Raw genomic sequence first — 18,504 nt, 5'->3', positions numbered from 1 at the left:
TAACCTAGAACGACTAGGCGTCAAAAATTTCACTGCGTATTGTCTAAAAAATAGCCACTGCCAGTTCCACATTTGAATACTCAACAGACCCTAATTGAAAACTAAAAAGATAAGGAATCACTATGAATAATTCAGAAAAACCATTACGAATAGATATCGTATCGGACGTGGTTTGCCCTTGGTGTGTCATCGGCTATCGACAATTGGCTGAAGCACTCAAGCAAACGAACACCGCCCATGAAATTCATTGGCATCCGTTTGATCTGAATCCTGACACCCCACCTGAAGGCCAGAACTTGCGTGAGCATATCGCTAAGAAGTACGGCTCAAGCAAGGAAGAGTCTGATGCTAGCCGCGCAATGATGACTAATGCTGGTGCAGAAGTGGGTTTTGAGTTTAATTTCACCGAAGAAACTCGCACTTATAATACCTTTGATTTGCATCAGTTATTGCATTGGGCAAATCAACAAGGTCGAATGCATGATTTAAAGCAAGCCCTATTTGCCGCTCACTTTACCAACGCTAGAAATATCGCTGACACAGAAGTGCTGGCAGATGTTGCAGCGGAGATTGGCTTAGATCGTAGCGAAGCCTTAGCGGTGCTAACAGATCAACGCTTTGCTGAAGAGATACGTCAATCCCAGCAGCAGTGGCGTCAGCAAGGCATTCAAAGCGTACCCTCTGTTATTTTTAATCAAAAACATTTGGTGAGCGGCGCACAAGGCGTTGAGAATTTCAAAAACATCTTGCAGCAACTAGCAGAACTGCCAGATTAATTGGTATTTCTCGTTAGGGCTAAAGTCTTTTTTAAAGCGCAGCTACTAGAGCGTGTCCTCATTTAAAATAAAAGGGCTACTTGAAGCTTTAAACTTCGAGTAGCCCTTTTTAGGTTTTATGCATTTATAAAATGAATGGACAATGCTGATTGATTTTTAGCCTAGCAAACATACTCAGCTAGCAAACGAGTCATTGCGCATCTCTTCTATAGAAGATGCCATGTCTTCCGCCAGCGCATGCACCGCAGCACTATCGACATCACGCTGAGCAAAGGCACGTAGTCCCATGACTTCTGCCTGCAAACGACGTCCTAGCCTAACCGCATCAAGCTCACTATCAATCTCCCCCAGCCGCTGCGCCTCAATGAAACATTCCGTAAAGCGTGTCTCCAAGCCAGCCAATAGTTTTTCTACTTTATCTAATGCTGACTGCTCTCGAGCCCCAAGCTCCAGTAAGCTTTTGACCAACATACAGGCCCGACTTGGTATTTTTTGGTCGCGGATACCACCCAGTTGACGCATATAAGCTGCCAAACCTAATAAAGGTGACTCATGGCTAGCTAGTACGCGTTCAAGCTCCATCAGTGCGGCATGGGCGTAATGCTCTAGCGCTTCTTGAAACAGTCCATTCTTATTACCAAATGCAGCATAGATACTACCCGGGCGCATATCGAGGACTTGCTCGATATCTTTTAGAGAGGTGGCATGAAAGCCTTTTTGCCAGAACAGCTGTATAGCGCGCTCTAAGGCTTCTTGACGATTATATAGCGTAGTACGTGACATAATATTTTCCAATTTCTCAAAGCCATGACTCCTATATGAAGTCAATATGGCTATATCGTATCGTTTGAGTAATTATTCAATTTTAACTTGAATGATTACTCAAGTCCAGTTAAAGTAAGGTCAACTAGCCTCCAATGGAGTGTTAGGTGAGGTTTATGTAAAATTCGTTCATAAACACTAAACAAATCATAATTGACTGACTATAAGAAGCTTGATTTAATAATCAAATCTTTTAGCTTTCATTATTCACATTATTATAAAAATTCAAAGGGTAAAAATATGCAATCAAATGACTCTCAAAAACTTCGCGCCGGTTCTCAATTCCCTGATCTACAGGTACAAATGCGAGATGGCGAAATGCAATCGTTGGGTAAGCCTGAAAATGGTCACGATTGGAAATTAGTGGTTGTTTATCGAGGCAAGCACTGCCCGATTTGTACTAAATATCTTAACCAATTAGAAACGGTCAAAACGTCATTTGCCGATGCTGGTGTCGATATCATTGCCGTATCAGCTGATAGTAAACAGCAGTTAGAAACCCATCTAGAAGAATTAGACATTAACTTCCCGATCGCTTACGGTTTGACAGTTGAGCAGATGAACACGCTAGGGCTTTATATCTCTGATCCACGCTCAGAAAAAGAAACCGATCATCCTTTTGCAGAGCCTGGTGTATTCGTTATCAATGCGAAAGGAGACATCCATATCATTGATATCTCTAACGCGCCTTTTGCTCGACCTGAGCTTGAATCGCTTGCCAGTGGGTTGTCTTATATTCGAGGAAATGACTACCCGATTCGCGGCACGCATTAATAGCCATAAAAATACCACGGCTACTACTAGGGCATATTCTCATTTTAAAATAAGGACACGCCCTAAACGCGATAGCAAAAAAAGATAATATATTAAAACATCAAAAGCCCCTCAAACTATACAGTTTGAGGGGCTTTTTACATAGATCAACGCAACAGACCCTAAACTTAATCAATGCTTAGCAGTGCTAACCGGTATTGCGTAAGCCCGCTGCCAGTGCATTAATACTGCGGATTAATGGGTCTTCTACGTTGATATCATCATGGTCAGCATATTCCATCGTATCTTGTTGTCTGGCACGCTTTAACAGCTCAATCTGTATATAGTTAATAGGGTCTAGATAAGCGTCTCGCCATTGCAGGGATGCCGCAAGGTTTTGTTGATTGGATAACAAAGAGTCTTGTTCAAGCAAGGAGTTTAAGCCTGAATTGGTCAGCGTGTATTCATCGGTGACTGCTGTCATAATCTGTTCACGTAACGGTTCATCATCACATAGTTGGCTATAGGCCTGTGCAATATTCATATTGGCTTTGGTAAAAGCCATTTCGATATTACTGATAAATACGCTGAAAAATGGCCAGTGTTTATTCATCTCTTTCATTAGTGCTTCGTCAGCTTTGACACTATGCAGCGCACTACCGACGCCATACCAAGCAGGTAAAGTGAAGCGCGCCAATGACCAACCGAACACCCAAGGAATGGCTCGCAAAGTCGTCTTACTTGGCAGGCCTTTTTTACGATGGGCTGGGCGTGAGCCAATATTTAATAAAGAGATTTCTTGTACTGGGGTCACTTGCGAGTAGAATTTATAAAACCCTTCAGTATGATCGGTCAGCTCGCGATAACGTTGCTCGCCCGCATCTGCTAAGCGTGCAAACAGGTCTTCATAATTTGGCAGCTCAGTGGGTTGCACCACGAACCTTGAGGAGCAGGCTTTGAGTGTGCCCGTGATCGCCATAGTTAGCTCAAATACAGCGGTGTCAGTATTGGCATACTTGGCGTAGAGAACTTCACCTTGCTCAGTCACTTTAATCTGACCATGCAGTGTACCCGCTGGTTGCGCAGCAATGGCTTTGTGCGTTGACCCGCCACCACGGCTCACTGAACCGCCACGACCATGGAATAAGCGGGTTTTGATGCCATATTTTTCAGCAATGCTATTAATGGTTTGCTGTGCGCTATAAAGCTGCCACGCAGAAGTAATAATACCACCATCTTTCGAGGAGTCTGAATAACCCAACATGATTTCTTGGGTGTTATCTGAGTGTTGCAGCAACCCGCGATACAGTGGATTGTCTAACACGGCAGGTAAAATCTTATCGATGTTCTTAAGATCTTCAATGGTTTCAAACAACGGTGCCACTGGTAAGTCAGCAGACAATTGACCTTCATCATCAAGCCTGCATAGGCCTGCAAACCGCATTAGCAGCAATACTTCTAGTAGCTGGCTAGCATTATTGGTCATCGAGATCACATAACTGCCAAAGGTGTCAGCGCCAACAAGTTTTCGTAACATTGCGACTGAATTCATCAGTGACAATTGCTCACGTGTTTTGTCTGTCAAGTTATCGGTATAGATAAGTGGCGTGCCTGGTTTTTCTAGCAAGCGTGTCAACCATTCTTGACGTTCGGTTTCGCTTAGCGCTTGATAATCTGGTAGGTTGGAGGCACTGGCAAAAATATCAGCAATAACCTCGCTATGGTACGAGGACTCTTGACGGATATCGAGCGCTGCTAAATGAAAGCCACAGGTTTTGACCAAACGAATCATATCGAGCAATAACCCGTCTGCATGTGCCGTATCATGTGTATTCACGCTATGACGGATGATGCGTAAATCTTCTAATAACTCTTCTGGATTGCGATAAGCATCCTTTTCGGCCTCAACATCAGTGCCTTTGCTCTGAATGCGGCGATTGGTGGCTTTGACTTTAGTAAGGATGACAGAGAGCAGTCGACGATAAGGCTCATTGCTATAGTCATCGAGATTGTAATCAAACACACGCTGATCAAGCTCACCGTAACTGGTGATTTTGGCATATACATCAGGTGAAACGGTGACAGTCGTATCACTATGGATGAGCTGGCGACGCAGTTTTTTTAGTAGTACTTGGTAGTGACGCAACACAGTATCCGCATGCATTAATACGGCAAGCTCTGTGGTCTCAAAAGTCACGAAAGGATTGCCATCTCTATCGCCGCCGATCCACGAACCAAAGCTCATAAATGCAGGTAACGGATAGTCTGTCAGCTCTGGATAGATATCAACAATGGCTTTTTTGATATTACGATATACTTTTGGGATGGCATTGAACAAGCTGGCATTAAAGTAGTGTAAGCCGTTATTTATTTCGTCATATACCAATGGCTTACGCGTCCGCACTTCATCAGATGACCATAACAAGTCAATCGTTTGCGCCGTTTGCTCTTTGGCTTGCTCGTATGCAAAGCTGTTTTCGGTCAAATTGTTTAAGGCATCGCTATGCGTGAATAGACTTTGTAAGATGTTCATCGTGGTACGGCGACGAGCTTCGGTAGGATGCGCGGTGAATACAGGCGTAAACTTTAGCTGATCAATCAGCTCTTGCATTTGAGCAGGCTCGATATTACGCTCACGACACTCAAGCAATGTACGACGAAACGAGCCTTCCCAGCTTTGCTCAGACTGCATGCGCTGCGCGTGACGTTGCTCACGCAAGTAATTCTCTTCGCTTAAATTGGCTAAGAAAAAATAGATAGAAAAGCCGCGTATGACGTTTTTTAAGGTTTGATTGTCCAAAGAAGCAATAAAGTCAATGAGCTGCTGCTTATGGGCTTCGTTAGGCTCACGGCGCTGCTGAATAAAGCCTTTGCGCAGCGTCTCAATCGTATCTAGCGTCTGCTCACCAGATTGGCGAGAGATGGCATCGCCAAGCAATGAACCCAACAAGCTGGTGCGTTTACGTAGTACATTATTATCTAGTATCATCCTTAACCTTCTTATTAAATGAGTGAGTACCAATGAGTGAGTAACCTAGTAAAGTTATGATTTTAGTTGCTTAACCTATGGCTGTTTATTGATATGAATAATCCACTTTTATTATTTTAGCTGCCCAAGCAATTTACCACATTAACCATAGCAAAACTATCGAACCTCGATAACATAACCAAGCTCTAGAATTGCAGACTCACACTAGGGCTTGTCCTCAATCTGAACGAAAGCGATTAAATCGGCTAAAAATGGCTAAATCTTGCCAAACTGCGTCAAATAGCTGGTCAATATCCTGATGTTAGATGTATCGATATTACTTTTCACTGACTACACCAGCCCAAAACTTAGCAAAAAGCTTCGTGAGCTTGCACTACGAGGCTATATTTGAGGCGTGTCATCAATGATAATTATGATGTAATGTCGAGATAGTCATAAGCAGTCAGCTCATAAAAATAGAATCTGACGTCATTACATTCTTATCGATTTAGTGCTTCTCTATTCGACTGATAGTCACCCCTGTAAAGCCAAATAATATCGTCAACAGTAGCGACAAATAACAGAAGAACGCATAAGGCAGATAATCAAGCACGGGCACGCCTAACGCTTGGCTGATAAACACACCGCACACACTCCAAGGCACTAACGGATTAATAACCGTACCGGCATCTTCAATCGTACGGGACAGATTCTTAGGATGTAAATTCAAACGCTCGAACGTCGGACGAAAGGCAGTACCCGATAATAAAATACTCAAATACTGCTCACCAATCAGTACGTTGATGCTTAAAGCAGACATGGCAGCGGCAAATATGGCGCGTCCTGATGTGGTTAATGTGTCTTTGACCCCTAATAACAGTGCTGGCAAAATACCTAATGCCGTTAGTAGTCCACCAAGACTGAGTGCCAATATCACAATCGCTTGAGTAAAGAACATACTCTGCACACCGCCGCGCGATAGCATGCCCCCTACTTCACCCAGCTCTAATGATTCAGCGGGTGCATACCCTGCAAATAGATACCCACCTAATTGTCCAAAGCTCGGTGAGCTGTGCAAATAAGTAATAATCAATGCCGCAATAATGGTACAGATAATCGTATAGATAGCATTGACGCGAAAGATAGCCAATCCAACCAGCACGACAAAAGGCAATACCGCATAGCCTTGTACCAGTCCACTTTCAATCAACTGCCCTTGCAAGATAGTCACTTGACTTAAATCAGAGCCAGCAGTCTGACCTGAGAAAAACCAAAAAATGATGACTGTCAGTATCCACGCTGGTACCGTGGTGTACATCATATTGCGAATATGCTCAAACAAATCAATACCCACCACCGATGAAGCAATGGTACAGGTGTCCGATAATGGCGACATTTTATCACCGAAAAATGCGCCTGAAACCACAGCACCTGCCGCAATCGCCACGTTGGCATCAAACGCATTACTCATCCCAATAAAAGCCACGCCCAATGTCGCGGCAGTGGTCAAACTACTGCCCAAAGCAATACCGATAATAGAAGTCAGCACAAAGGCAGAGATATAGTAATACTCAGGTGAAATCAGCTGAAAGCCAAAATACATCAGCGTTGGAATGGCACCAGACATCATCAAGGCGGCGACCATCAAACCGATAAAGAAAAATAGATAAATGGCACCGATACCACGCATGACACCTGATGCCATTTGCGACTGCATATCATCAAAGCTTAACCCTTTGAACAGACCGATGCCTAGCAAGACACAGATAGCGAGAATCAATGATAAATGTGGTACCCAGCCAAAGCCAATCATGGTGACACCCATGATGGCGATGACAATGGCAGAAATCATAAAAGCAAGTTGAGGCGAAATTTGGGTTAATATCTTTGGCGGCATCACACGTCCTTAGCTTGCCAGCTATATCTGGCATAGAGGTTGGCTTTGAGTGTGGCAAGTTTAATGAGTTGCAATACTTATTGCTACCCTCATCACTTACCAAATAGGCTATCGGTCTTTGCAGCCATGACAAAGTCATTGCGATGCAGCCCTTTAATACTATGCGACCACCACGTCACGGTGGCTTTGCCCCACTCTACCAAGATGCCTGGATGATGCCCTTCTGCTTCAGCAATGTCTGCCAATTGATTGGCAAACGCCATCGCCTTGACGAAATTTTTGAATTTATATTGACGTTGTAATTGCTTGATGCCATCAACGTCAATCAATGCCCAATCCGGAATTTGCTGTAATAGCTCGCTTGCCTCAGTATCCTCAACTGTTGGTGCACCAATACGGCAGGCTTCACAGCTGGCTTGTGATAATGTCGTCATTATAATTTCCTTTTATGTTGATCGTTGTTTTTTTAGTAAATATACGTCCGTGTTGACGCTGTTCTTATTGCTGCATGATTTAAATAATGCTGTGCTTCCCAACCATGCATTAGGGCGTGTCTTCATTTCAAAAATGGTGATAAAAATGAGATAAACTGCCGTCAAACAAGAAAAAGAGTGCAGATAATATCGGGATATTAACCAGCTATTTGACGATGTTTGGCAAGATTTAGCCATTTTTAGCCCATTCAGATGACTATCGAGTGAATTGAAGACACGCCCTAAGCATTTTTTGCCGCATAAGCGGGCTCAAACAATCCCAGTGACATGGCTTGTTTGACCATTCCCATGATGTCGCTGTTAACGATATCGAATAACGTATCCAAATCATCAATGACATAATAAATCGGCTGAATATGATCGATACGATAAGGGGTACGTAACACATCAAGCAAGTCAAACGCTCGATGTTCTGGTTGAGGCTGGGGTTTATGTTGAGACTGATGTTCTGCTTGCTGCTCAGAACTAGCATTGAGTGCATAAATGGTCTCAGATGGTGAGCTTAAGATGCCACCGCCATAGATTCGACGGTTATCTTGATTTTGTCCAACCAAACCAAACTCGATGGTAAACCAATAAAGCCGTGCCAAAAACCATCTCTCTTCTTTGCTGGCATTGAGACCCAGCTTGCCATAAGTCTCGTTAAAAGTTGCAAATGCAGGGTGTGTCAGTAGCGGACAATGTCCGACGATTTCGTGGAAAATATCAGGCTCTTCGATATAATCCATATCATCAAATCGACGGATAAAAGTTGCAACGGGAAAGGATTTATTGGCAAGCAATTTGAAAAACTTGCCAAAGCTTATTAGCGCGGGGACAGCAGCAGTTTGCCAACCAGTAGTCGCTTGCAATACCTCATCGATATCATGCAATTGTGGGATACGGGTGGCGGGCAAATCCAGCTTTTTCAAACCGTCTAGATAGGCTGGGCAGGCACGATTGGGTATTTGTTCGGCTTGCCGCTCAAGTAACGATTGCCACATGCCATTTTCATCGTCACTATAGTGAATATGACCATGACTGTCCGGCTGATGCGACACATAAGGTTGTTTTTTGGGAGTAGAATCACTCTTTTTATGCGCAGTGTCATCGTGGCTAGCAGCATCATTGTTCAGTGTTTTAGAAGCGACACTATTGGCACCGATGGCGGTATTAAGAGAATCTATATGTGATAGGCGTTCCATGCCTGTGTTCCTTTTATTGCAGTTAGCGCTTCAAATGTTGTTAGTCGCGTTCAATGATGATTGAACCATCACATTGGCTTCACGACATTACAAAGTGCAGAGCTCATTATGGGCAAGACAAATTACTTTCATCCTGCCCGTTTTTTTAGGGTCTGTTGAACATTCAAATGTGGCACTGGCAGTGGCTATTTTTTAGACAATACGCAGTGAAATTTTTGACGCCTAGTCGTTCTAGGTTAGACAATTTCGCCATGTATTGGCAAAAAATAGCCCTGCCCTGAAAGGCTGATGCTAAAATCACCCCAAACGTTGTTGTAAACCTAGCTAAGGTCTCGACATTATCGTCGGTTTACGCCTAGTTTAGGATGATTTTAGCGATCAGCAGTCCTAATATTTGAATGTCCAACAGACCCTATTAACTTTTCCCTAAATGTAGCGTAAATTATGGCGTTTCAGTCTGTGGCTGACCAACCGCGCCGCGGCGCACTTGGTCACGCTCGATAGATTCAAACAAGGCTTTAAAGTTACCTTCGCCAAAACCATCTTCGTAATCGCCTTTACGTTGGATGAATTCAAAGAACACTGGGCTGCCCAAAATAGTTTCAGAGAAAATCTGTAACAGCAGACGTGGGACAGAACCCTCAGTCGTGCCATCGAGCAAGATACCGCGCATTTGTAGCTCAGAGACAGTCTCGCCATGACCCGGTAGACGCTCGCCCAGCATTTGGTAATAAGTATCATTTGGTGCGGTCATTAGCGGAATACCAGCCGCTTTTAGCTTATCGATACTGGCAAACAAGTCATCGCTAGCCAAAGCAATATGCTGAATACCTTCACCGTTAAAGTGCATCAAATACTCTTCGATTTGACCACCGCCCTGCTTCGCTTCTTCATTTAGCGGGATACGAATTTTGCCATCAGGCGCTGTCATGGCTTTACTGGTCAAACCCGTATATTCACCTTTGATGTCAAAAAATCGAATTTCGCGGAAGTTAAAGACACGCTCATAAAAGTTTGCCCAATAAGCCATGCGACCACGGTAAACGTTATGGGTTAAATGATCGATGACTTTGAAACCGTGTCCGATAGGGTTTCTGTCTACATCAGCAAAAAACTCAAAGTCGACGTCATAGATAGATTCACCATCTTTATAACGGTCAATCAGATAAATCAATGAACCGCCAATACCTTTGATAGCAGGAAGGCGCAGCTCCATCACACCCGTTGGCACATCTACTGGCTGCGCGCCCATCTCAATTGCATGCTCGTAGGCTTGTTTGGAATCTTGCACCCGAAAACCCATGCTACAAGCACCCGCGCCATGCTCTTCAACGAAGTAACTGGCTTGGCTTTTTGGCTCACGATTCAGGATAAGGTTGATGTCACCTTGACGGTATAGCGCAACGTCTTTTGAGCGATGATTGGCCACGTGTGCAAAGCCAAGCTGTTTAAACAATGCCTCGACAGCATCCGGTTTAGGTGATGCGAATTCAACAAAATCAAACCCATTTAAGCCCATTGGGTTTTCAAATAAATCTGCCATTGTAATCATCCTTAATTTCAATTGGTGGTCTAAAAATCATAAAAACAGTATGAGAAAGCACTATGAGAAAATACTCTCAATCAATAATTCTTATTGACGATGCATTTATATTAGATTAGGTTTATTTATAAGACTAATTGTTTTTTATGATTTATTTATCAGGTTTACTTATGAATATCAGCATTCGCCAACTCACCGCTTTCATCCAAGTCGCTGACAACGGTAGCTTTACTCGTGCCAGCGACCAGATGCACTTGACCCAATCTGCCGTTAGCGGATTGATTAAAGAATTAGAATCTGGCCTCGGTATTGTGTTATTTGACCGTACTACCCGTCAGCTGTCTTTGTCGGTAGTTGGACGGCATTTGTTGCCGCAAGCACGGCGTATTTTGAATGAAATGCAGCTTTTCGAAAATGAGGCGAGTAGTTTGACCAGCTTGGCGCAAGGTCAAGTACGGCTAGCCGTTTCGCAGTTCGCAGCCTCATCCATGCCAGCAGTTATCGCTCAGTTTTCCAAACAACACCCCGAGATTGGCGTGTCGTTATTGGACTGTTCAGCAGAAAACTTACTTAGGCATATTCAAGACATTGAAGTCGATTTGGGTGTCGGTACTGAGCTTGGTTTTATGGAGACTGATGACGATGTCAACGCTGATTTGTTATATCAGCTGCCATTTTGTGTGGTCATGCCTGACAGCCATGCGTTAGCGCGAAAACGTGAGATAACGTGGCAAGATTTATTAGACATTCCGCTCATCACACTGCAAGGTCCTTTCATTGAACAAGTGACAGCGGAACTGGACGATCAGATCGCCAGCCATATCCAGCAGGCAAGATATAAAGTGAATTTTATGTCTACCGCCCTTGAGATGACCCGTCAAGGCTTTGGCATTACTTTATGCTTGCCCTACATGCCTGAGGTTATCGACTGGGTCAGTGCCAACGGCTTGCAAATGCGACCTTTGTCCCAGCCTGTTAAGATGCGACAGTTCTTTATTTATCAACGCTCCTCACGTGCGCTATCCCCTGCCACTATTGCTTTCAAGAAATTTTTACAGACGTATTTTAACGATCATTTTGATGATTTGCACAATACTTAGTTTGCACAATACTTAGTTTGCATAACACTTAATTTGCATAACACTTAATTTGCATAACACTTAATTTGCATAACACTTAATTTGCATAACACTTAATTTGCATAATACTTAATTTGCATAATACTTAATTTGCATAATACTTAATTTGCATAATACTTAGTTTGTACGGTACTTGATTTTTATAGTACTGAATTTTCATAGTACGTAAGCCAAGTTTATTCAATCCTTGACGGAAACCATAAATATAGTTAAAAAATAAATAGGGCATGTTGGTGTTTTTTAAGCGTTTTATAGATTATTTGGCTTGTCGTCAGTCAATGTGACTAAATCTTACGTTGAGTTAATTATCCATTTGATTTATGCTTTTTGGCTTCGCGACTCATATTTTTTGTAAGGATACAGAATGTTTAGAAGTGTAGAATATTATGCTGGTGACCCTATCCTAGGGCTTATGGACAAGTTTTCTGCTGATCCCAATCCCAATAAAGTCAATTTGGGCATCGGTATCTACTACGATGAAGAAGGGGTACTGCCCGTACTGGACTGTGTAAAAACAGCCGAAGAGCGCATTGCCGACCCTATCTCTGCCCGTCCCTATTTGCCAATGGCAGGATTGCCTGGTCATCGTAGCGCTTGCCAAAACTTACTGTTTGGTAAAAACGCTCAAGTGTTAACTGATGGTCGTGTGGCTACGATAGCGACCCTCGGTGGCTCAGGTGCGTTAAAAGTTGGCGCTGAGTTTATCCATCAATGGTTCCCGCAGTCGAAGTGCTATGTCAGCGACCCGACATGGAGCAACCATATCGCTATTTTTGAAGGCTGCGATGTAGAAGTGGGCACTTATCCCTACTACGATAAAGCCAGCAGTAGCATCAAATTCGATGAGATGATCGGTTTTTTTGAAACTTTAAATAAACAAGATATCGTACTGTTGCACCCTTGCTGCCATAATCCAACAGGTATGGATTTGACCAAAGCGCAATGGGATAAAGTTTTAGAGGTGATAAAACAGCGTGAGCTGATTCCCTTTATGGACATTGCCTACCAAGGGTTTGGCGAGGATGTGGACAGTGATGCTTATGCTATCCGTAAAGCGGTTGATATGGATCTCATATTATTCGTGAGCAATTCCTACTCGAAAAACTTGTCTCTGTATGGAGAGCGTGTCGGCGGTTTGTCCGTTGTTTGCCCTACCGTAGAGGAAACCGAACGCGTCTTTGGTCAGTTAAATTTCATCGTTCGCCGTATTTATACCAGTCCCCCATCGCATGGCGGACGTGTGGTCGATATCGTCATGAATGATGACGCACTATACCAGCAGTGGGTTAGTGAGGTTTATGGCATGCGCGACCGTATAAAAGCCATGCGCTTAAAGCTCAAGTCGGTATTAGAGTCTAAACTTCCTGAGCGTAGTTTTGATTATATTACTCGTCAAAATGGTATGTTTAGCTTTACCGGATTGACAGTTGAGCAAATCGAGCAATTACAAACCGAATTTGGTATCTACATGGTATCTAACTCACGTATGTGTGTGGCAGGCTTAAACGTCAACAACATTGATTACGTGGCCAATGCCATGGTAAAGGTTTTAAAAAACTGATTAAATCACACGACTAAAAATGTGGTTTGATAAAAAGGCTGAGCACTTGCTCAGCCTTTTTTTGTGTTCCATTTTGGTGTAATTAGTAAAAATAACAATACAGTCAGTGAAAAGTAATATCGATACATCACGCACTGCTGATATCAATTTTATAGCTGGTATAGCGCCAAGCCATTGCACAAAAAACTTGCAATCCACATATCAATAAATTACATTATACGTAAGTAGTTAATTATAACGTAATCATAAATTTATATTAGCAAGGAGCAAATCATGTCAACGATTGACGCAAGCCTCACCTCATTTATCGATATCACTCCCGATTCTGACTTTTCAATCCACAATCTCCCCTACGGTATTTTTAGCGATACCAAAGACGCTGCTAGTAATAACAAGCGCCGCGCTGGTGTTGCCATCGGTGAGCATGTACTGGATTTGTCTGTACTGGAAACAGAAGGGTTATTGAGCTTAGATGGTGGACCATACTTTGATCAATCTACGCTAAATGCTTTTATTGATTCTGGTCGAGACAATTGGACGCAGGCACGTACCACCATTCAAACGTTACTGTCTAGCGACAATAGCGACTTGCGTGACAATGCAGACTTGCAAAAAAAGGCGCTGTTTAAGCAAGCAGATGTCACCATGCATTTACCTGTTCGAGTGCCCGGCTTTACCGATTTTTATTCTTCTAAAGAGCACGCGACCAACGTCGGTACCATGTTCCGCGATCCAAACAACGCCCTACTACCCAACTGGACTGAAATGCCTGTTGGCTATAACGGACGCGCCAGCACCGTCATCGTTAGCGGGACGGATATCGTACGTCCATCAGGCCAGCTAAAGCCCAACCCTGATGACCGTCCTATTTTTTCTGCCTGTAAGCGTTTAGATTTTGAGTTAGAGACTGCATTTGTCGTTGGCAAAGGCAATCATATCGGTCAACCAATCGCTGTAGATGAAGCCTCTGATCATATCTTCGGTATGGTACTGCTTAACGACTGGTCAGCCCGAGATATCCAAAAATGGGAGTACGTGCCTTTAGGTCCATTCAATGCCAAGACCTTTGCTTCTGAGGTTTCCCCTTGGATTGTCACCATGGATGCATTGGCCCCATTTAAAACGGCTTGCCCAACACAAGAACCTAAGCCACTTGCTTATCTGAACGAAAAAGCGAGCGATAACAGCTTTGATATCCACCTGTCAGTTGAATTACTGCCCGAAAATGCGGAGACTACCACTGTCATTTGTGAGACCAATTTTAAATATATGTACTGGTCAATGGCACAGCAGCTCACCCACCACACTATCACTGGCTGCAAAGTCGAAGTCGGCGACATGATGGGCTCAGGGACGATTTCAGGGCCAACGCCAGACTCTTATGGCTCGATGCTAGAGATTGCTTGGAATGCGACTAAACCTGTCACGCTTGATGGCGGCGAGTCGCGCAGCTTCATCGAAGATGGCGACACAGTGATCATGAAAGGTTATAGCGAAAAAGACGGCATTCGTGTTGGATTTGGTGAAGTGCGCGGCACAGTACTACCCGCGCTTACCTTTGATTTTGATAAATAATAACCGCATATAAAAAAGGCGTAAAAGTAGATTCAAACTGTCAGACAACAATGATGTACCTTCTATAAGTACTGACAGTTTGTCTATTAATATGAAATTTACGCCCTATCAAAAGGAGTTTGATATGAGCTTTCAAATTGAGAAAATCCATCATGTGGCTTATCGCTGCAAAGATGCCAAAGAAACCGTCGAATGGTATCAAAAGCATTTGAATATGGATTTTATTTTGGCATTCGCAGAAGATCACGTGCCTTCAACCAAAGCCTTTGATCCATACATGCACGTCTTCTTAAATGCTGGCAGTGGCAATGTTTTGGCATTTTTTGAAGTACCCAATCAACCTGAAATGGGCTTTGATCCAAACACCCCAAATTGGGTGCAGCATTTGGCGCTAAAGGTCAAAGACCGTAATGAGCTACTGATTGCCAAAGAGCATTTGGAACAAGGCGGCATCGATGTCATTGGCGTCACCAATCACGGTATATTCCATTCTATTTACTTCTTTGATCCCAATGGTCATCGTCTAGAGCTGACTTATGACGATCCAACCTCAGAAGACAAGGTTTCTATGATTACAGACGCCATCAAGCAAGACATGCTAGATGAGTGGTCTCGTACCAAACGCGCGCCAGCACATACGCAGTTTTTGCACAGTGAAGAGCTGGCTGAAGCGCGTGAAGTCGCCCCTGTCGGTGAATAGCAAACCATATCTAACCATCATGAAAGGATTCTATGATGAAAGTAAAAGCACCCTTAGGAATACTCTTAGCTGCCTCTATTGCGATGACTGGTTGCTCCAATAACGATCAAGCGGTCAGCGCATCTACGGATGCAGGTGAAGTGACGACGTTGCGATTCTCGCACTTTATGACTGCCACTGACAACATAAACACCGAAGCATTAGAGCCGTGGGCGAAAAAAATTGAAGCCGATTCAAAAGGCCGCTTAAAGGTTGAGATATACCCTTCTGCAACGCTCAGCAAACCAGGTGCTACCTATGACGCTACGGCGAAAGGCAGTGTGGATATTGGTATGCAAGCGCAGGGATATACAGCAGGACGATTCCCTTTGACTCAAATCGTAGAGTTGCCAGGTATCACAAATACTGCACAGCAGCAGAGCTGTATACTTCATAAACTATATGACGAGGGTGTCATTAAAGACGAATACGAAGACACTCACTTGCTAGCGCTGATAGGCACTGGTCAAGGCGCGCTTCATACGGTTGATAAACCGATTCGCACGCCAGCTGATATGAAAGGTCTGCGTATTCGCCAACCTTCTGCGGTTGCGAGCCACATTATTGAGGCGACGGGCGCTGCACCTGTCGGCATGCCTGCCAGTGATACTTATACCTCGCTTCAGCGCGGTGTCATTGACGGGCTCAGCTTTACTTGGCAACCCATTCAAGCGTTTCGCCTTGATGAGCTGATCAATACGCACACCAATATTCCTTTTTATAACTCTACCTTTGTTATTAGTATGAACAAAGATAAATATAACAGCTTGCCCGATGACCTTAAAAAAGTAATTGATGATAATTCTGGCGCAGAGCTGGCAGCGCATATCTCTAAGGTATTTGACGTCAGCAATGCCAAAGCGATGGCTGCTGCTAAAGAAAAAGGCGATATTATGATTGATATCCCTGATCCACTCAATGACCCAAATTGGAGAGGCCCATTAATGGAGGGCTCTCAGCATTACCTAGATGAAGTAAATGCGACTGGTCTAGACGCTGACAATGTATATGAAAAGGCAAAAGCAGCGAGTAGTGCCTGCATGGTTTAGATGATGTTCGAAAATAAATCTTTTGATGCGATAGCCAGTTAGCTTATAGAATCACATACTGGCTACGCTATTTGATAACGCTGCGCTATTGCGAGTATTTGTTCGACCACGTTATGTTGCTCGCTCATCGGTAATTGCTCTGTGGTTCCAATAATAGTGATGGCGTATTCTAACGGTAGCGCTTCGTTAACAGTTTCATCACTACTCGTAGATGGTTTAGCAGCACTACTGGCAAGCTGCGGTAAGATAACAGGAATTGTAATGGCATTAATACCCATGAGCATGTCGCCCGTCACTGTTGCATAGCCTTGAGTACGAATTTTGGCTTGCAGTTGAGTAAAATATTGCCACATCTCTGGCATGTTAGCGGCGGCATCGCTCGTATGCCATTCGGCCTTAACCAATGGCTGAATGACGGCATCTGGCTGATAACTGGCAAATAACTGCCCTGTCGCCGATGTCGTCAGTGGCATACGCGAACCGATGCGAGTAATGATACTGATTGGACTGTCTGGCTCAACCGACTGAATGATAATAGGGCCTTCACTAAACCATTTGGCGAGTTGCACACCGCAATTTAGGGTATCTTTAATCTCATTAGCCACCTGCGTGAGACGTGCCAAAAGATTGTTTTGGTTGACTCCAGTATGTCCTAATGATGCCAGTGCATTCACTCTATCGCCAAGACCATAGCGACCATCATCGAGCTTACGAGCATAGTCTTTACGAATGAGGCTGACTAAATAGCGATGACACTTCGCCGGATGCATTTGCATGGCTTCAGCGATATCCTTTAGCATCATAGGCTCATTGCGGTCGATCAGCACATCTAGAATCGATAGCCCAATTTCAAGCGACTGAACGCCACTTTGGTTTTTACTGGTGACAGAACTATCTAAAAGGGTTTGGGCTGCTGGCATGATTTGCTCAATGAATAATTTACTTAGTTAAATGTCAATTTAAAGCTGGAATGAAGATTTAACATCATCACGCTTGTTTTAGGGCGTGTTGAACATTCACAACATATCATAATAAAAGGAATTAATAATGATGACACTTTATGGCTACTTTCGTAGCAGCACCTCTTATCGTACCCGTATCGCCATGAACCTAAAAGGTTTAGATTACGATGATATCGCAATCAATTTGGCACAAGATGAGCAGTTAGAGACTGCCTTTAAAGCGATTAACCCGCAAGGATTGGTGCCAGTCCTACAAGTTAATGATTTACTATTATACCAAAGTCCAGCTATCTTGGAATGGTTAGAAGACGTCTACCCTGAGCAGCCATTATTGCCTAAAGATGCTGCTGGACGTATGCATGTGCGCGCGTTGAGCGCCATGATTGGTTGCGATATTCATCCGCTTAACAATCGCCGTATTTTACAATATTTACGTAATGAGTTATCAGTAGACGAGGAAAATGTGATTGCATGGTGCAATCGCTGGATCAGTGAAGGATTTGCCGCTTTAGAGACACGTTTGGCAGCGGATAGTCATCGCGGACAATTCTGCTATGGTGACAATCCTACTTTTGCAGATTGTTATTTGATTCCGCAAGTTTCTTCCGCTCGCCGTTTTAAAGTAGATTTGAGCGCTTATCCTAACATCGTCGCTATTGATGCCCACTGCCGTACCCTAAAAGCCTTTGCAGATGCTGACCCTATGATGCAACCCGATGCCCCTAAGCCCCTAAGCCCCTAAGCCCCTAAGCCTCAATAAATCACGAACCCGTTATTGAAAGAATAAGCACGTTGCAAAATGGGTTCTATAGTCGACTCAATACAAAAAGAACACAGCTTAAAAAGAACATAGCATTGCTGGGATTGATTTTCGAAGCCTCTGTCTGCGCAGGCACAGCAAGCAAGAAAAATTGATATCAGCAGTGCATGATGTATTGATATTACTTTTCACTGACTACACCCTCTTGTTTTATTTTAATAGACCCTATTGATTTTGAACTGATTATAGGCGATAGTTACTGACTTTAGCACAACTGCTTTA

General features: G+C 43.6%; 15 protein-coding genes. 8 read left to right on the top strand and 7 right to left on the bottom strand.

Annotation, left to right across the window (positions count from 1 at the left end; translation table 11 throughout):
* Positions 1 to 122: 122 nt before the first annotated feature.
* On the top strand, positions 123 to 776 hold the full coding sequence (locus RH96_RS03865; RefSeq protein WP_010197539.1) for a DsbA family oxidoreductase: 654 nt from the start codon (positions 123 to 125) through the stop codon (positions 774 to 776).
* A 174-nt stretch (positions 777 to 950) separates the two neighbouring features.
* On the opposite strand, the gene RH96_RS03860 is transcribed toward RH96_RS03865, so the two are convergent.
* Positions 951 to 1,559, bottom strand: a complete 609-nt coding sequence (locus RH96_RS03860; RefSeq protein WP_010197537.1) for a TetR/AcrR family transcriptional regulator — start codon at positions 1,557 to 1,559, stop codon at positions 951 to 953.
* A gap of 279 nt (positions 1,560 to 1,838) precedes the next feature.
* On the opposite strand from RH96_RS03860, the gene RH96_RS03855 reads away from it, so the two are divergent.
* A complete protein-coding gene (locus RH96_RS03855; RefSeq protein WP_010197534.1) occupies positions 1,839 to 2,372 on the top strand; it encodes a peroxiredoxin-like family protein in 534 nt (177 codons plus the stop codon).
* Positions 2,373 to 2,559: 187 nt separating this feature from the next.
* On the opposite strand, the gene ppc is transcribed toward RH96_RS03855, so the two are convergent.
* The 5 genes from ppc to hppD form a co-directional block, all read right to left on the bottom strand.
* On the bottom strand, positions 2,560 to 5,340 hold the full coding sequence (gene ppc, locus RH96_RS03850) for a phosphoenolpyruvate carboxylase (protein ID WP_010197525.1): 2,781 nt from the start codon (positions 5,338 to 5,340) through the stop codon (positions 2,560 to 2,562).
* 487 nt (positions 5,341 to 5,827) lie between these two features.
* On the bottom strand, positions 5,828 to 7,216 hold the full coding sequence (locus RH96_RS03845) for a Na+/H+ antiporter NhaC family protein (RefSeq protein WP_010197522.1): 1,389 nt from the start codon (positions 7,214 to 7,216) through the stop codon (positions 5,828 to 5,830).
* A 92-nt stretch (positions 7,217 to 7,308) separates the two neighbouring features.
* Positions 7,309 to 7,650 carry a 4a-hydroxytetrahydrobiopterin dehydratase gene (locus RH96_RS03840; RefSeq protein WP_010197509.1) on the bottom strand — a complete coding sequence of 114 codons (342 nt, stop codon included), beginning with the start codon at positions 7,648 to 7,650 and terminating at the stop codon, positions 7,309 to 7,311.
* Positions 7,651 to 7,931: 281 nt separating this feature from the next.
* Positions 7,932 to 8,894 (bottom strand): phenylalanine 4-monooxygenase, encoded by a 963-nt coding sequence (gene phhA, locus RH96_RS03835; protein WP_010197505.1) that lies wholly within the window; start codon positions 8,892 to 8,894, stop codon positions 7,932 to 7,934.
* 442 nt (positions 8,895 to 9,336) lie between these two features.
* Entirely contained in the window at positions 9,337 to 10,437 is a 1,101-nt protein-coding gene (gene hppD / locus RH96_RS03830) for a 4-hydroxyphenylpyruvate dioxygenase (RefSeq protein ID WP_010197502.1), read from the bottom strand.
* Positions 10,438 to 10,607: 170 nt separating this feature from the next.
* Between hppD and RH96_RS03825 the strand changes: the two genes are divergently transcribed.
* From RH96_RS03825 to RH96_RS03805, 5 genes are all read left to right on the top strand, one after another.
* Positions 10,608 to 11,537, top strand: a complete 930-nt coding sequence (locus RH96_RS03825; RefSeq protein ID WP_026037115.1) for a LysR family transcriptional regulator — start codon at positions 10,608 to 10,610, stop codon at positions 11,535 to 11,537.
* Between the two features lie 403 nt (positions 11,538 to 11,940).
* Positions 11,941 to 13,137 (top strand): aromatic amino acid transaminase, encoded by a 1,197-nt coding sequence (locus tag RH96_RS03820; protein WP_010197497.1) that lies wholly within the window; start codon positions 11,941 to 11,943, stop codon positions 13,135 to 13,137.
* Between the two features lie 273 nt (positions 13,138 to 13,410).
* On the top strand, positions 13,411 to 14,712 hold the full coding sequence (gene fahA, locus RH96_RS03815) for a fumarylacetoacetase (protein ID WP_010197493.1): 1,302 nt from the start codon (positions 13,411 to 13,413) through the stop codon (positions 14,710 to 14,712).
* 124 nt (positions 14,713 to 14,836) lie between these two features.
* Positions 14,837 to 15,412 carry a VOC family protein gene (locus RH96_RS03810; RefSeq protein ID WP_010197491.1) on the top strand — a complete coding sequence of 192 codons (576 nt, stop codon included), beginning with the start codon at positions 14,837 to 14,839 and terminating at the stop codon, positions 15,410 to 15,412.
* Positions 15,413 to 15,447: 35 nt separating this feature from the next.
* Positions 15,448 to 16,500, top strand: a complete 1,053-nt coding sequence (locus tag RH96_RS03805) for a TRAP transporter substrate-binding protein (protein ID WP_010197489.1) — start codon at positions 15,448 to 15,450, stop codon at positions 16,498 to 16,500.
* Positions 16,501 to 16,562: 62 nt separating this feature from the next.
* Here the strand turns inward: RH96_RS03805 and RH96_RS03800 are convergent, their stop codons facing one another.
* Positions 16,563 to 17,420, bottom strand: a complete 858-nt coding sequence (locus tag RH96_RS03800) for an IclR family transcriptional regulator (RefSeq protein WP_010197487.1) — start codon at positions 17,418 to 17,420, stop codon at positions 16,563 to 16,565.
* Between the two features lie 127 nt (positions 17,421 to 17,547).
* Between RH96_RS03800 and maiA the strand changes: the two genes are divergently transcribed.
* Complete coding sequence (gene maiA / locus RH96_RS03795) at positions 17,548 to 18,204, top strand: maleylacetoacetate isomerase (protein ID WP_010197485.1); 657 nt, start codon at positions 17,548 to 17,550, stop codon at positions 18,202 to 18,204.
* Positions 18,205 to 18,504: the final 300 nt, after the last annotated feature.

It is taken from the genome of Psychrobacter sp. PAMC 21119, assembly GCF_000247495.1.
In the GTDB taxonomy this organism is placed as follows: domain Bacteria; phylum Pseudomonadota; class Gammaproteobacteria; order Pseudomonadales; family Moraxellaceae; genus Psychrobacter; species Psychrobacter glaciei.
The sequence above is the reverse complement of the archived record's forward strand: the minus strand, read 5'-3'. Positions and strand labels throughout refer to the sequence as shown.